Raw genomic sequence first — 13,934 nt, 5'->3', positions numbered from 1 at the left:
GGGCGGCCTGGGGCGCGGAGGCGTACCGGAACGCGAGGGTGGGGCGACTCCGCTTGGTCCTTTTCGGCGTTGCGGCCGGGGCCCTTGATGGGCCGAACGACGGAGTCGTCCCCGGGGTCGTCGAGAGCACGGCGGAGCCGACCGGCGGGTGCACCATGCCGGTCGGCTCCTTGGCCGTGCTGTTACGGCGCCGTCTCGTAGGTCCCCGGAGAGGGCCGCGTGCCGGTCGGCGAGCCGGCGGGGTCGGCCTTGACTCGGACGGGTTGGATCGGGATGACCTGCCGGACCTCTTCCACGGTGGGGGTGAGTCAGGGCATCGGCAGAGGGTCACCTCAATGCGGACGGCGGCGCGATCATCGCCCGCGCCAGAAGGAAGACTCCAGCCACCGCGCGCGGTCCTCTAGCGCGGTTCGTGGGCCGCCGCCCGGCAGGCACCGGTCGCGGCGCCGCCCGCCACTCCGGCCCCGGTCAGCCCGGTCACACAACTCTGCTGGTCTCCGACCACGCCACGGCTGCAGGCCGCTGAGACGGCGTCGGAAGCGGTGGCACCGGCCAGTTGGGCCATCTGCGTGCAGGCGGGGATGTCCGCCCGGACCGCGGGAGCGGCGAGGACCGCACCACCGAGGGTGAGGGTCAGGCCGGTGAGGGCACCGGCGATACGGGTCGACGTGCGCATGGGACGCACCTGCCTTCCGGGTTGGTCGCGCGGTCCTGGTCCCAACGGCCCGGATCCACGCGGTAAGGCCGCCTGGCGATGCTCGGTGAGCGATGCCCCGGCCGGCGGGCTCACAGACTGCCCGCACGATTCTGCGTCGCATCCATCGAGCCGCACCGGGACCTGGTCGCCAGGCCGAAGGAGAGGGCCCCGGACCGGATGAGACGCACTCGGACCTCCACTCGCGGGCCCCTCACTCCAGCGTCGCATCCTCTCCCCCGCCCGTCCTGGGCACCGGGGGCGACCGCGCTGAGTAGCTGCCATCGCGCGAAGCGCGGTGGCCGACCCGTCCGGCCGCTAACGACGGCTGTGTTCGCCGGGTGTGGAGCCGAACGCGCGGCGGAACACGTCGATGAAGGCGCTGGTGGAGGACCAGCCGCAGCGGTGCGCGACCGCCGTGACCGGCTCGCCCTCCGCCAGCATCCGCAGCGCGTGGTACAGGCGGAGCTGGGTGCGCCACTGGGGGAAGGTCATGCCCAGTTCGCGGCGGAAGAGGCGGCTCAGCGTGCGTTCACCGGCTCCGGAGGCCCTTCCGAGCGCGGCCAGGGGCCGGGGGTCGGCCGGGTCGTCGTGCAGGAGGTCGCAGACCGCTTCGAGGCGGGGGTCGGTGGGGGTGGGGAGTTGGAGGGGCTGCTGCGGGGACGCCCTCAACTGGTCGAGGAGTACGGCGCGCAGGCGCCTGCTCTCGGGGGTGTCGTCGTGGGGGCCGCGGGTGGCTGCCAGGAGCAGTTCGCGCAGTAGCGGGCTGACGGTCAGGACGGTGGGCACGTCCAGGCCGAGCGGGTTGACGCGGGCGGGCAGGCCGAGCGTGTGCAGGTCCAGATGACCGTGGGCGCGGTGGGCGTGGACGCAGCCGGCCGGTACCCAGATGGCGCGGGTGCCGGGCGCGAACCAGGTGCCGGCGTCGGTGGTGACGGCGAGGACTCCTGAGCCCGCGTAGACGATCTGGTGCTCGTCGTGCCGGTGCGGGTCGATCCGCCCGCCCGCCGCAAGCTTCCGGGTGTGGGTGGGCGCCTCGGGCTGGTGGCGGATATTCGGCATACCTTGGCACTTTATCGGAAGCGCGCCACCAGGGCCCGTACGGACGATGGACGCGTGTCAGACAACCGGACCTCCGTCTCTCCCGCGCCCACGGCCGAACCAATAGCCGCCCCCGGACCACCGGCCTCCCCGCGCGGGCCCATCACCTTGCTCGCTCTCGGGCACGCGTGCGTGGACGTCTACCAGGGCGCGGTGGCCGCCCTGGTGCCGTTCTTCGTCTCCGAGCGGGCCTACACGTATGCCGCCGCATCCGGCATCGTCCTGGCCGCGTCTCTGCTGTCGTCGGTGGTGCAGCCGCTGTTCGGCGCGCTCACCGACCGGTGGGCGATGCCCTGGGTGCTGCCGGTGAGCTGTGTGGTGGGCGGGGCCGGTGTGGCACTGGCCGGCGTCGGCGACTCGTACGCCCTCACGCTGGTGGTGGTCGCGGTGTCCGGGATCGGGGTCGCCGCCTACCATCCGGAGGCCGCGCGCGTGGCCCGCGTCGCGAGCCGTGGCAGCCATACGGCCATGGGCTGGTTCTCCCTGGGCGGCAACCTCGGATTCGCCACCGCGCCCCTGCTCGTCTCGGCCGTCGTCGCCACCGGCGGGCTGCACGCGTCGCCGCTCCTCGTCGTCCCCGGCCTGGCGGGAGCGGCCCTGTGCGTGGCCGCCCTGCGCTCGGGCAGGAAGGCCGCCCCGGCGACGGGCGGAACCGCGCTCACGCCGGACGGCAGGGACGACTGGCCGTCGTTCCTCAAGCTGACGGGCGCCATCATGTGCCGCTCGGTCGTCTTCGTCGGCCTGAGCGCGTTCATCTCGCTCTACGCGCGCCAGCGGGCGGGCGGCGGTGAGGTGGCGGGCACGGCCGCGCTGTTCGTGCTCTACATCGGCGGCGCGGTGGGCACCGTGGCGGGCGGCAGGCTCGCCACCCGCTTCGGCCGCGTGCCGGTGCTGCGCTGGTCGTACGCCCTGACGGTCCTCGCCGTCGCCGGGGTCGTCTTCGTCCCCGGTCCCGCGCTCTACGTGTGCGTGGCGCTGACGTCGGCCGGTCTGTACGTACCGTTCTCGCTGCACATCACGCTCGGCCAGGACTATCTGCCCCGGCGCGTGGGCACCGCGAGTGGCGTCACCCTGGGTCTTGCGGTCAGCGTCGGCGGGCTCGCGAGTCCCGCGATCGGCGCTCTCGCGGACGCCACCTCCCTGCGGACCGCACTCGCGCCGCTGACCGTCCTGCCGGCGCTCGGCTGGCTTCTCGTAAGGATGCTGCGCGAGCCCGGCGGACGGTCGACGAAACAGGCGAAACAGACGGCGTAGGCAGGGGAGGCGGCGTAGGCCGTCAGTGCGGGAGGGCCGCCGGTTCGGGCGCTGTGGCCGAACTCGCCTTCTTGCCCAGGTGGTTGAAGAGGAGGTTCAGGCTGACCGCCAGGATGCAGCCCGTCGAGATGCCCGAGCCGAGGACGATCTGCGCCCAGTCGGGGAAGGACGCGTAGAACGAGCTGTTCACCGCCGGGATGAGGCCGATGCCGATGGTGACGACGGCGATCAGGGTGTTGTCACCGCGCTGCAGGTCGGCGCGCAGCAGCATCTGGATGCCCGAGAGAGCGATCGACCCGAAGAGGAAGAGCGAGACGGCGGCGAGAACCGGCATCGGGACCACCGCGATCAGCGCGCCCGCGGCGGGGCTGAGGCCGATGAGGATGAGGATCGCGCCGGACAGGGCGACGACGAAGCGGCTGCGGACGCCGGAGATCACGACCAGGCCGATGTTCTGCGCGAACGCCGAGTTGTGGAACCCGTTGAAGAAGGGACTGACGGCCGAGCCGAGGGCGTCGGCGCGCAGGCCGCGGGCGATCGTCTTCTCGTCGACCGGCCGGTCGACGATCTTGCCGAGCGCGATCATGTCGGCGGTCGACTCCGTGAGGATCACGAGCATCACGACGCACATGGAGAGGATCGGCGCGAGGGAGAAGGACGGGGCGCCCCAGTGCAGCAGGCTCGGGAGGCCGAAGGCGTCCGCCTCCTTGAGGGCCGAGAAGTCGGCGAGACCCATCGGGATCGCCAGGAGCGTGCCGAAGACCAGCGCGACGAGCATGGCGATCTGCTTGAGGAAGCCGGTCGTGAACTTCTGCAGGAGCAGCATGACCAGGACCGTCGCCGCCGTCAGGGCGATGTTCTTGGGGTCGTTGCGGTGGGAGTGCGCGGTCGGGTCGACGATCCAGCCGTAGGCGACGGGGAACAGCGAGACGCCGATGAGCGTGATCACCGAGCCGGTGACGACCGGCGGGAAGAACTTCACCAGGCGCGAGAAGTACGTGGAGACCAGGAAGCCGAAGACGCTGGACACCAGGATCGCGCCGAAGACGACCGGCATGCCCGCCTGCACGCCGCCCTCGGTGGCGAGGATCGTCAGCATGACGCCCACACCGGCGAACGAGACACCGTTGACGAACGGCAGGCGCGAGCCGATGAAGTTGCCGATCCCGAGCGTCTGGAGGAGTGTCGCGAGGCCCGCCATCAGGAGGCTGCCGGCCATGAGTACGGCGGTGTCCCCCGCCGTCATCTTCGAGGCGACCGCGATGACGATCGGCACGGACACCGCGCCCGCGTACATGGAGGCGACGTGCTGGAAGCTGGCGACCGCCATCCGGCCGGGCGTCAGGATCTCGTCCACCGGATGCACACCGGACACACCAGACACTTCGGACACGGCATGTACGTCGCCCACATCGCTTACGTCGGACACTTCGCGCTCGTCCTGCGCCGCCTGCACTGCCTGCACGTCAGGGGTGTCATTCATGGGTGGCGCTTCTTCCGTGCTGTGACGCCGGGGCCGGTCCCGGCGCGCTGCGGCTCACGCGGGACCGGCAATCCGGGTTTACTGGAAAGTAACTTCCGCCATGCGACTGGCGGCGTCACGCACGTTACGTCAGTGCACCCCTGCTGCGGAAGACCCCGCCGCCGCGGAGGACCCCGCGACCGTGCGCGTCTGGGCGATCTCACCACCCGGTTCCATCGGGGCCGTCACCTCGTCCGCGTCCTCGCTTCGGCCGAGGTGGTTGAAGAGGAGGTTGAGGACCACCGCGGCCACACAGCCCGTGGAAATACCCGAATCCAGGATGATCTTCGCGGTCTCCGGGAACGCGTGGTAGAACTCCGGCGCCGCGATCGGGATAAGCCCGACGGCCAGCGAAACGGCCACGATCAGAACGTTGTTGTCCCGCTCCAGGTTCGCCTTGACGAGGGTCTGGATGCCGCTCGCCGCGACCGAGCCGAAGAGCACGACGCCCGCGCCGCCGAGAACGGGCCGCGGCACGACCGCGATCAGGGAAGCGGCCATCGGGCACAGGCCCATCAGGACGAGGAAACCGCCGCCCGCGGCGACGACGTACCGGCTGCGGATCTTCGTCATCGCGACGAGGCCGATGTTCTGGGCGAACGCGCTGCACATGAAGCCGTTGAAGAACGGGCTGAGTGCCGTACCCAGCGTGTCCGCGCGCAGACCGGCCGCGATGGTCTTCTCGTCGGCGGGGCGCTCCACGATCTCACCGAGCGCCAGCATGTCGGCCGTGGACTCGGTCATCGAGACGACCATGACGACGCACAGGGAGACGATCGCGGCGGCGGCGAACTGCGGGGCGCCGAAGTGGAACGGCGTCGGGAAGCCGACGACGTCCGCGTCGCCGATCGGGCTGAAGTCGGTGACACCGAAGGGGATCGCGACGAGGGTGCCGATGACCAGGCCGAGGAGTACGGCGATCTGCTTCACGAAGCCCCTGGTGAACCTGCGCAGCAGCAGGACGATGACCAGGGTGATGCCCGCGAGCGTGAGATAGGTCGTCGAACCGTAGTCCTTGGCCGCGGGGTTGGGGCCCTGGGCCCAGCCGAACGCGACGGGCATCAGCGAGACGCCGATGAGGGTGATGACCGTGCCGGTCACGACCGGCGGGAAGAAGCGCACGAGCTTGCTGAAGAAGGGGGCGGCGATGAACCCGAGGACACCGGCGACGATCACCGCGCCGAAGATGACGGGCAGTGCGTCCTTCTTGTCGTCGGTCGAGTTGACGACCGCGATCATGGGCGCGACACCGGCGAAGGTGACGCCGTTGACGAACGGCAGGCGGGCGCCGATCTTCCAGATGCCGAGCGTCTGGAGGAAGGTGGCGAGTCCCGCGGTGAACAGGCAGGCGCCGGTCAGGAAGGTGAGTTCCTTGGGCGAAAGGCCCACGGCGGCGCCCACGATGAGGGGCGGTGCGACGACGCCCGCGTACATGGCGGCGACGTGCTGGAGACCGGTCGTCGCCATCTTCAGCGGCGGCAGCTTCTCGTCCACCGGGTGCTTGGCCGGCGGATGTTCGGTGTGCCCCTCGGATATCTCGTCGGGGGTGGTGCCTCGCTTGGTGAACCTGGGCTTGTTGGCCACAGCGGCTCCTCCGGTTGTTTTCCAGTGCCTGGGCGGCACTCGCTTCTGGGAGGTGGTACGACGTGCAAGGACTTGCCGGTATTCGGTTGTGAGTCACTGCGCCCAGGTAGTGCTGACCGCCCCGGAAGCGTGAAGTGTTGGGCCACGCTCCGGGGCGGCACTTGAGCAGCCCGCTCGGCAGCTCAAGTCCGGTCGGGGGCCGTCCCCCCCGACCGGAGTTCTAGGGTTGTCAGGCCTCGGCGGTGATCCGCGCGAGGCGCTGGGCCTCCTGACGCGCATCGCGGGCGATGGCGTCCTCGTCGGCGTGCAGCAGGCGTCCGTCCTCGACGACCGGCTTTCCGTTGACGAGGGAGAGGGTGACCGGTGCCGCCGCGCCGAAGACGATGGCGGTGACCGGGTCGGCGATCGAGGAGTGCCCGATGCCGTCGATCTTCCACAGGACCAGGTCGGCGAGCTTGCCCGCCTCCAGGGAGCCGATCTCGGCGGCGCGGCCGAGGACCCGGGCGCCGCCGGCGGTGCCGAGCCTCAGGGCCTGGCGGGCGTTCAGGGCTGCCTCGCGGTGGGCGCCGAGACGGTTGATGAGGAGCGCGTTGCGCAGCTCGGTGTGCAGCTCGCCGGACTCGTTGGACGCGGTGCCGTCGACACCGAGGCCGACCGGGACGCCGGCCGCGAGCATGTCCGGGACGCGGGCGATACCGGCCGCCAGACGGGCGTTGGACGACGGGCAGTGCGCGACACCCGTCCCCGTACGGGCGAAGGCGGCGATGTCGGAGTCGTTCATGTGGACGCAGTGCGCCATCCACACGTCCTCACCGAGCCAGCCCGTCGACTCGAAGTAGTCGGTCGGGCCCATGCCGAAGAGCTCGTGGCAGAACTTCTCCTCCTCGACCGTCTCGCTGCCGTGGGTGTGCAGGCGTACCCCGAGGCGGCGCGCCAACTCGGCGCCCTGCTTCATGAGTTCGGTGGAGACGGAGAACGGTGAACAGGGAGCGACGGCCACCTGCGTCATCGCGCCGAAGGAGGCGTCGTGGTGCTTCTTGACGGTCTCCTCGGTGGCCGCGAGCGCGCCCTCCAGGGTCTCGACCGCGAAGTCCGGCGGCAGGCCGCCGTCCTTCTCGCTGCGGTCCATGGAACCGCGGGCCAGCGTGAAACGGACACCCATGTCGGAGGCTGCGCCGATGATGGCACCGGACAGGTCTCCGGAGCCCTTCGGGTACACGTAGTGGTGGTCCATCGCGGTCGTCACACCACCGCGGGCCATCATCGCGAGGGAGCCCTGCGCGGCGACGCGGGCCATCTGCTCGTCGATGCGCGCCCACGTCGGGTACAGCGCGACCAGCCAGTTGAACAGGTTGTGGTCCGTGGCCATGCCGCGGGTGATCCACTGGTAGAAGTGGTGGTGCGTGTTGATCAGGCCGGGCGTGACGAGGTGGCCGGTGCCGTCGACGCGGCGTACGACGTTCTCGAGGCCCTCGGGTGCCTGGCCGGCGCCGATGGACTCGATCCTGTTGTCGGCGACGACCACGTAACCCGAGGCGTACTCGGTGTCGTTGGCGTCGACGGTCGCGATGGCCGCGTTCTCGATGACGATGCGGGAAGGGGCTGCCGAAGGTGCCATGGTGCTTCCTTCATGCTGAGTGGCGAGGCGTGTGGGCACGGCAGGACCCTAGGAGGACTTGAGTGCCGCGGCGGCGGTGGCGCTGCCGCGGGTGCCGAGATGGTGGAAGAACAGGTTCAGCGATACGGCCACCAGGGCGCCCGCGCTGATGCCGGAGCCGAGCACGGTCTGCGCCCAGGCCGGGAACTCGGCGTAGAAGGTGGGCGCGGCGAGGGGGATGATGCCCGCGCCGAGCGCGACGGCGACGAGGATGATGTTCGAGCTGTCGTCGAGGCCGGCCTCCGACAGCGTGCGGATGCCGCTGACGGCGATGGAGCCGAAGAGGACGATGCCCGCGCCGCCGAGGACGGGCATCGGCACCGTGGAGACCACCGCGCCGAGCACCGGGAAGACGCCGAGGACCAGGAGTGCGCCGCCGGCGGCGGCCACCACGTAGCGGCTGCGGACCTTGGTCAGCGAGACGACGCCGACGTTCTGGGCGAAGGCCGAGGTGGGGAAGCCGCCGAAGACGGGGCCGAGGAGCGTGGCGAGGCCGTCGGTGCGCAGGCCGCGGGTGATGGTCCTGCCGCTGGTCTCGCGGTCGCAGATCTCGCCGATGGCGAGCATTCCGGCGCTGGACTCCGTCATCAGGACGAGCATCACCAGGCAGAGCGAGATGATCGCGGCGGGCTGGAACTCGGGCGTGCCGAACGCGAAGGGCGTGGGCAGCGCGGCGACGGGAGCCGACCTCAGGGCGCCGAAGTCCGCCATGTCGAACGGGATCGCGGCCAGGGTGCCGATCAACAGGCCCAGAAGCAGGGCGACTTGCTTGACGAAGCCGCGGCCGAAACGCTGGATCACCAGGATGACGACGAGCGTGAAGGCGGCGAGTGCCAGGTACTTCATGTCGCCGAAGTCGGCGGCGGTCCTGTCGCCGCCCTGTGCCCAGGCGACCGGGACGGGCATCAGGGTCACCCCGATGAGGGTGATGACGACGCCCGTGACGAGCGGCGGGAAGAAGCGCAGGAGCTTGCCGAAGAACGGGCCGATCGCGAGACAGAAGACGCCGGCGACCATCACCGCACCGTAGATGGCGGGGAGTTGGTCGCCCCGGGCGTTGGTCTCGGCGATGGCGAGCATCGGCGCGATGCCGGCCGAGGAGGCGGCGTTGACGAACGGCAGCCGGTTGCCGACGAGGCCCTTGACGCCGAGGGTCTGCAGGAGGGTGGCCACGCCCGCGATGAGCAGGCTGGCGGCGATGAGCCGGGTCTGGCCCGCCGTGTCGAGGCGGACGGCCTGGCCGATGATGAGCGGGGGCGTGACCACGCCCGCGTACATCGCGGCGATGTGCTGGAGTGCCGCGGGGACGAGCCGCGAGGGGTGGAGCTTTTCGTCCACCGGATGGACCTCAGGTCCTGCCGGTGGGGTGGAACACGGGCCTTCTGCCGGCCCTTTTGCAGGCGTTGCCATTGCTGTTCCCTCCGGTGTGGCGCACCCCCCGCCCGGCTTCGGGCGGGAGGGGGGTGCGCGCCCCGCGTCAGAGGTTGGTCATGTCGAGCGGGATGTGCTGCTCGCAGCCGTCGCGCAGGATGGTGGCCTCGATCAGGCCGTAGGGGCGGTCGGCCGCGTAGTACACGGCGCCGTCCTTGGCTTCGTTCTCCAGCCCGAAGGGGGAGAGGTCCTGCCGGAAGTGGTGCTTGTTGGGTGCCGAGAAGCGGATCTCGTCGATCTCGCTGCGGTTGTTGATGACCCGCGAACCCATTTGGTACAGCGTCTGCTGGAGCGAGAGCGAGTACGTCTCCACGAACGCCTGGAGGATGTGCTTCTTGGACTGCTCGTAGGACTTCTCCCACTGCGGCATGCGCTGCTCGTCGGAGGTCCAGTTGTGCCGCCACCACGTCGACAGGGACGTGGCGAGGATGCGGTCGTAGTCCTCCTGGAGCGTCGTGTACTTGTCCTTGATGTAGCCCCAGAACTCGGAGTTCGTGGAGTTCATCACGGTCAGGTCCTTGAGCCCGGACAGGACCTCGAACTTCTCGCCGTCGTACGTGATCTGCGCGAGGCGCGTCTCCTGGCCCTTGCGGACGAAGGAGTGCTTGACCTCGTCGGCGCCGATGAACTTGGAGTTGCCGTCGGAGCCGGCGATGCGCTCCCAGGAGTACTCCTCGATGCGGATGCGCGCGCTGTGGATGGACGGCTGGCTGTCCACGAAGTGCCGGGCGAGGTGGATGCCGTACTGCTCGGCGGACTCGATGCCGTATTCCTTGGCGAACGCGAAGCAGGTGTTCTTCGTGGTGTCCGTCGGAAGGCAGTTGGCGTTCGAGCCGTTGTAGTGGACGTCGTCCAGGTCGCCGGAGAGGGCGACCGAGACGTTCAGGTCCTTGATGTGGTGGGTGTCGCCGTCCCGCGTGATCTTGACGACGCGGTTCTCTGCTTTGCCGTACTGGTTCTGGCCGAGAATCGTGGGCATGTCTGCTAGCTCCCTCGGTAAACGGAGTAGCCGAACGGGTTGAGCAGCAGCGGTACGTGATAGTGCTCGCCCGGCTTGACGGCGAACGTGATCGCCACCTCCGGGAAGAACGCACCGCTGTCCCTTACGCGGGGGGCGTCCTGCTGCGCCTCGGCTTGCTTCACTGTGTTGATCTGACGCGTGAAGTACGTCTCGACGGCGAAGTCGAGCCGTACATGGGTGGTGCCCTCCGGCAGCGCCGGCAGGTCCTTGCAGCGCCCGTCCGCGTCGGTCGCGGAGCCGCCGAGCGCCACCCACTCGGCGTCGCTGCCCGAGCGGGCGGCGAGCGAGATGGCGACGCCCTCGGCGGGGCGTCCGATGCTGGTGTCGAGAATGTGCGTCGACACCGACGCGGTGGTCGCGGTGCTCATCAGTCCTTGTCCTCTTTTGCTTCTGCTTCTGCTTCCAGTTCTACGTCTTCTTCGGCGAGACGGGTCAGGCGGATACGGTTGATCTTCCCCAGTTCGGTGCGCACGATCTCGCGCTCCGTCGCGGGGTCGTTCCCGATCCTGGCCTGCATCGCGTCGCGCATCTGCTCGCCGGTCGCCCCGGTGGCGCAGATCAGGAAGACATGACCGAACCGGTCCTGGTAGGCCAGGTTCAGTTCGAGCATCTCGGCCTTGAGCTCCTCCGAGGCGCCGGCCATGCCCCGCTGCTCGCGGGACGAGGTCGGGTCACCCGGCTTCGGGCGGCCGATCGGGGGGTGCCCCGCCATCGCCTCGGCGAGATCCTCGGCGCTGAGCTCGGCCATGGCGGCGTCGCTCGCGGCGAAGAGTTCCTCCGCGGTTTTGAAGGGGCGCTGGGCGAGGAGCTTGCTCCCCCACGCCGAGCTGGCACACACCTCGTGGAGCGCGACACCGGCCGCGTTCTCCTGAAGGGTGTTGAACCGGGAAAGCCCCGGCATCGGACGTGAAGTCACGGGAAGCCTCCGTGGCCTTGAGCTGGACGGGCTGCGGATAGCTAACGCCCTCCGAAACACCACGTCAACACTTTGTTGAAAACTCGGAGTTACAAAAACCGCCGTCCGGTATCCGGACGGCGGCTGGTACGACACCTTGGCGTGCTAGGGGGCCACCTACTCCCCCTTGGCCGCGTTTTCCCTGTTCAGGTAGTTGTAGACGGTAAAACGGCTCACCCCGAGGGCGCCCGCGACCGTCTCCACACCGTGCCGTACCGAGAAGGCGCCGCGCGCTTCCAGGATCCGTACGACCTCCTGCTTGGCCTTGCGATCGAGGGCCGACAGGGGCATGCCCTGCCCGCGCTCCATGGCCAGCAGGATGTGATCCAGGGAGTCGGCCAGCTGAGGCAGCCGTACGGCGATGACCTCGCGCCCCTCCCAGTGCAGGACGACATCGTCCTTGCCCGCCTCCTGCGGCGGCAGCATCTCGCCCCCCATGGCGTCCACCAGCGGCTTCACCGCGCTGACGAAGGGGACGTCTCCTGTTGCGGTCACTTATCGCCCTCCCCGATCACATTGACCTGGAGCGAGACGCGGGTGGCGCCGGCCTCCAGTGCCTGGCGCAGCAGTGCGTCCACCGCCCCGAGCACGGCGCCCGCGTCCCCCTCCGCGGTGTTGCCGAACGGTCCTACATCCACCGCGTCCAGTTCGGCCTTCTGGATGACGCTGCGGGCGACGACCGCGTGGGGCGGCGCCTCGTCCAGGTCGAAGGGCTCGGTCGTGAACTCCACTCTCAATCGCACGGGGTCAACCTACTGCCGAGACCTGTTTTTCCGGCAGCCCCTCTTGACAAGAGCGAAGCATCCCCGGCAGTCTTCCATCAAGCAGAAACGAACTTCCGCTATACGGAACTCGAAACCGAGTGCCGTACGGATCTCGATACGGAAGGGAGCGCCGACCCCCATGGGATTCGCAGACCAGCGCTTCAACGTCAACCTGTCGATCCTCTTCACGGAACTCCCGCTCCTGGAGCGCCCCGCGGCCGCGGCCGCGGCGGGCTTCACCGCGGTCGAGCTGTGGTGGCCCTGGGTCGACGCCCCCACCCCCGAGCAGTCCGAGCTCGACGCCCTCAAGAAGGCGATCGAGGACGCGGGCGTCCAGCTCACGGGGCTGAACTTCTACGCCGGACAGCTGCCGGGCCCCGACCGCGGCGCCCTGTCGATCCCCGGCGAGGAGAGCGACAAGTTCCGCGCGAACATCGACATCGCTGCGGACTTCGCCCGGTCCCTCGGCTGCACGGCGCTCAACGCGCTGTACGGCAACCGGGTCGACGGCGTGGACCCGGCCGTCCAGGACGAGCTCGCCCTGGAGAACCTGGTGCTCGCGGCCCGCGCCGCCGACCGCGTCGGCGCGATCCTCCTCATCGAGGCACTGAACAAGCCCGAGTCGCCGCTGTGCCCGATCGTGAGCGCCCCCAAGGCGATCGAGATCGTGGACAAGGTGAACGCGGCCACGGGCCTCGGCAACGCCAAGTTCCTGATGGACCTGTACCACCTGTCCATGAACGGCGAGGACCTGCCCGCGGTGATCGAGCAGTACGCCGCGAAGACCGGCCACGTGCAGATCGCCGACAACCCGGGCCGCGGCGCCCCCGGCACCGGTTCGCTGCCGCTCGAGGAGCTGCTCGACCAGCTGGCGAAGACGGGCTACGAGGGCTATGTCGGCCTGGAGTACAAGCCCGGCGACAAGCCGAGCGCCGAGGCCTTCGACTGGCTGCCCGCCGGGGCCCGCGCCGCGCGCTGAGCGTTCCACGCAGCGCCAACTCACCTACGTACGACCGCAGTTAGAGAGGCACCCTCATGAGCAACCTCCCCAAGATCGCGTGGATCGGACTCGGCATCATGGGCTCCCCCATGTCCGAGAACCTGATCAAGGCTGGTTACTCTGTGACCGGCTTCACCCTCGAGCAGGACAAGCTGGACCGGCTCGCGGCCGCCGGTGGCACCGCGGCCGGCTCGATCGCCGAGGCCGTCAAGGACGCCGACGTCATCGTCACGATGGTGCCCGCCTCTCCGCAGGTCGAGGCCATCGCCTACGGCGAGAACGGCATTCTGGAGAACGCGAAGTCCGGCGCCCTGATCGTCGACATGTCGTCGATCACCCCGCAGACCTCCGTGGACCTCGCGAAGGCCGCCAAGGACAAGGGCATCCGCGTCATCGACGCCCCCGTCTCCGGCGGCGAGGCCGGCGCGATCGAGGCCGTTCTGTCGATCATGGTCGGCGGTGAGCAGGCCGACTTCGACGAGGCCAAGCCGCTCCTCGACGCCCTCGGCAAGACCATCGTGCTGTGCGGTCCGCACGGCTCGGGCCAGACCGTGAAGGCCGCCAACCAGCTCATCGTCGCCGTGAACATCCAGGCGTGCGCCGAGGCCGTGGTCTTCCTGGAGAAGTCCGGCGTGGACCTGACGGCCGCGCTCGACGTCCTCAACGGCGGCCTGGCCGGCTCGACCGTCCTGACCCGCAAGAAGGACAACTTCCTGAACCGGGACTTCAAGCCCGGCTTCCGGATCGATCTGCACCACAAGGACATGGGCATCGTCACCGACGCCGCCCGCAACGTGGGCGCCGCCCTGCCCGTCGGCGGTGTGGTCGCCCAGCTCGTCGCCTCCCTGCGTGCCCAGGGCGACGGTGGCCTCGACCACTCCGCGCTGCTGCGCGGCGTCGAGCGCCTCTCCGGTCAGCAGGTCTGACCTCCCGGACTTCCGGGCCGTGGCG

14 protein-coding genes are annotated in these 13,934 nt (G+C 69.7%); 3 read left to right on the top strand and 11 right to left on the bottom strand.

Going from position 1 to position 13,934, the window contains the following annotated elements; all coding sequences use genetic code 11:
* Window positions 1-400: 400 nt before the first annotated feature.
* Both ACIPWY_RS01100 and ACIPWY_RS01095 read right to left on the bottom strand, forming a co-directional pair.
* Entirely contained in the window at window positions 401-676 is a 276-nt protein-coding gene (locus ACIPWY_RS01100; protein ID WP_362898904.1) for a hypothetical protein, read from the bottom strand.
* 336 nt (window positions 677-1,012) lie between these two features.
* Window positions 1,013-1,756 carry an AraC family transcriptional regulator gene (locus tag ACIPWY_RS01095; RefSeq protein WP_393700052.1) on the bottom strand — a complete coding sequence of 248 codons (744 nt, stop codon included), beginning with the start codon at window positions 1,754-1,756 and terminating at the stop codon, window positions 1,013-1,015.
* A 141-nt stretch (window positions 1,757-1,897) separates the two neighbouring features.
* Between ACIPWY_RS01095 and ACIPWY_RS01090 the strand changes: the two genes are divergently transcribed.
* Window positions 1,898-3,049, top strand: coding sequence for an MFS transporter (locus ACIPWY_RS01090; RefSeq protein WP_362899270.1), 1,152 nt, complete (start codon window positions 1,898-1,900; stop codon window positions 3,047-3,049).
* A gap of 22 nt (window positions 3,050-3,071) precedes the next feature.
* Here the strand turns inward: ACIPWY_RS01090 and ACIPWY_RS01085 are convergent, their stop codons facing one another.
* The 9 genes from ACIPWY_RS01085 to ACIPWY_RS01045 form a co-directional block, all read right to left on the bottom strand.
* Window positions 3,072-4,532 carry a nucleobase:cation symporter-2 family protein gene (locus ACIPWY_RS01085; protein ID WP_401531996.1) on the bottom strand — a complete coding sequence of 487 codons (1,461 nt, stop codon included), beginning with the start codon at window positions 4,530-4,532 and terminating at the stop codon, window positions 3,072-3,074.
* 129 nt (window positions 4,533-4,661) lie between these two features.
* The gene (locus tag ACIPWY_RS01080; RefSeq protein ID WP_362899271.1) at window positions 4,662-6,038 is read right to left on the bottom strand and encodes a nucleobase:cation symporter-2 family protein; all 1,377 of its coding nucleotides are present in this window, start codon (window positions 6,036-6,038) and stop codon (window positions 4,662-4,664) included.
* Between the two features lie 346 nt (window positions 6,039-6,384).
* Window positions 6,385-7,773, bottom strand: coding sequence for an 8-oxoguanine deaminase (locus ACIPWY_RS01075; protein ID WP_393700054.1), 1,389 nt, complete (start codon window positions 7,771-7,773; stop codon window positions 6,385-6,387).
* A gap of 48 nt (window positions 7,774-7,821) precedes the next feature.
* A complete protein-coding gene (locus ACIPWY_RS01070; RefSeq protein ID WP_401531995.1) occupies window positions 7,822-9,222 on the bottom strand; it encodes a nucleobase:cation symporter-2 family protein in 1,401 nt (466 codons plus the stop codon).
* 67 nt (window positions 9,223-9,289) lie between these two features.
* The gene (gene pucL, locus ACIPWY_RS01065; RefSeq protein WP_362898913.1) at window positions 9,290-10,222 is read right to left on the bottom strand and encodes a factor-independent urate hydroxylase; all 933 of its coding nucleotides are present in this window, start codon (window positions 10,220-10,222) and stop codon (window positions 9,290-9,292) included.
* Window positions 10,223-10,227: 5 nt separating this feature from the next.
* The gene (uraH, locus tag ACIPWY_RS01060; protein WP_362898915.1) at window positions 10,228-10,632 is read right to left on the bottom strand and encodes a hydroxyisourate hydrolase; all 405 of its coding nucleotides are present in this window, start codon (window positions 10,630-10,632) and stop codon (window positions 10,228-10,230) included.
* Window positions 10,632-11,165, bottom strand: coding sequence for a 2-oxo-4-hydroxy-4-carboxy-5-ureidoimidazoline decarboxylase (gene uraD / locus ACIPWY_RS01055; RefSeq protein WP_362899273.1), 534 nt, complete (start codon window positions 11,163-11,165; stop codon window positions 10,632-10,634). Before uraD ends, uraH begins: the two co-directional genes overlap by 1 nt.
* 171 nt (window positions 11,166-11,336) lie before the next feature.
* On the bottom strand, window positions 11,337-11,714 hold the full coding sequence (locus ACIPWY_RS01050) for a helix-turn-helix domain-containing protein (RefSeq protein WP_362898917.1): 378 nt from the start codon (window positions 11,712-11,714) through the stop codon (window positions 11,337-11,339).
* Complete coding sequence (locus ACIPWY_RS01045) at window positions 11,711-11,962, bottom strand: hypothetical protein (protein WP_362898919.1); 252 nt, start codon at window positions 11,960-11,962, stop codon at window positions 11,711-11,713. Before ACIPWY_RS01045 ends, ACIPWY_RS01050 begins: the two co-directional genes overlap by 4 nt.
* A 160-nt stretch (window positions 11,963-12,122) precedes the next feature.
* Between ACIPWY_RS01045 and ACIPWY_RS01040 the strand changes: the two genes are divergently transcribed.
* The gene (locus ACIPWY_RS01040; RefSeq protein ID WP_362898921.1) at window positions 12,123-12,962 is read left to right on the top strand and encodes a TIM barrel protein; all 840 of its coding nucleotides are present in this window, start codon (window positions 12,123-12,125) and stop codon (window positions 12,960-12,962) included.
* A gap of 56 nt (window positions 12,963-13,018) precedes the next feature.
* Complete coding sequence (locus ACIPWY_RS01035; protein WP_393700059.1) at window positions 13,019-13,909, top strand: 2-hydroxy-3-oxopropionate reductase; 891 nt, start codon at window positions 13,019-13,021, stop codon at window positions 13,907-13,909.
* The last annotated feature ends 25 nt before the right edge of the window (window positions 13,910-13,934 follow it).

The sequence above is a fragment of the Streptomyces sp. NPDC090032 genome (genome assembly GCF_044748025.1).
In the GTDB taxonomy this organism is placed as follows: domain Bacteria; phylum Actinomycetota; class Actinomycetes; order Streptomycetales; family Streptomycetaceae; genus Streptomyces.
Note: the sequence above shows the minus strand (reverse complement) of the source record. Positions and strands in the feature narration are given on the sequence as shown.

Excerpts from the sequence above, each read along its gene's own strand:
- ACIPWY_RS01100 (WP_362898904.1), bottom strand. The coding sequence starts at position 676 with ATGCGCACGTCGACCCGTATCGCCGGTGCCCTCACCGGCCTGACCCTC.
- ACIPWY_RS01095 (WP_393700052.1), bottom strand. The coding sequence starts at position 1,756 with ATGCCGAATATCCGCCACCAGCCCGAGGCGCCCACCCACACCCGGAAG.
- ACIPWY_RS01085 (WP_401531996.1), bottom strand. The coding sequence starts at position 4,532 with ATGAATGACACCCCTGACGTGCAGGCAGTGCAGGCGGCGCAGGACGAG.
- ACIPWY_RS01080 (WP_362899271.1), bottom strand. The coding sequence starts at position 6,038 with ATGGCGACGACCGGTCTCCAGCACGTCGCCGCCATGTACGCGGGCGTC.
- ACIPWY_RS01075 (WP_393700054.1), bottom strand. The coding sequence starts at position 7,773 with ATGGCACCTTCGGCAGCCCCTTCCCGCATCGTCATCGAGAACGCGGCC.
- ACIPWY_RS01070 (WP_401531995.1), bottom strand. The coding sequence starts at position 9,222 with ATGGCAACGCCTGCAAAAGGGCCGGCAGAAGGCCCGTGTTCCACCCCA.
- pucL (WP_362898913.1), bottom strand. The coding sequence starts at position 10,222 with ATGCCCACGATTCTCGGCCAGAACCAGTACGGCAAAGCAGAGAACCGC.
- uraH (WP_362898915.1), bottom strand. The coding sequence starts at position 10,632 with ATGAGCACCGCGACCACCGCGTCGGTGTCGACGCACATTCTCGACACC.
- uraD (WP_362899273.1), bottom strand. The coding sequence starts at position 11,165 with ATGCCGGGGCTTTCCCGGTTCAACACCCTTCAGGAGAACGCGGCCGGT.
- ACIPWY_RS01040 (WP_362898921.1), top strand. The coding sequence starts at position 12,123 with ATGGGATTCGCAGACCAGCGCTTCAACGTCAACCTGTCGATCCTCTTC.
- ACIPWY_RS01035 (WP_393700059.1), top strand. The coding sequence starts at position 13,019 with ATGAGCAACCTCCCCAAGATCGCGTGGATCGGACTCGGCATCATGGGC.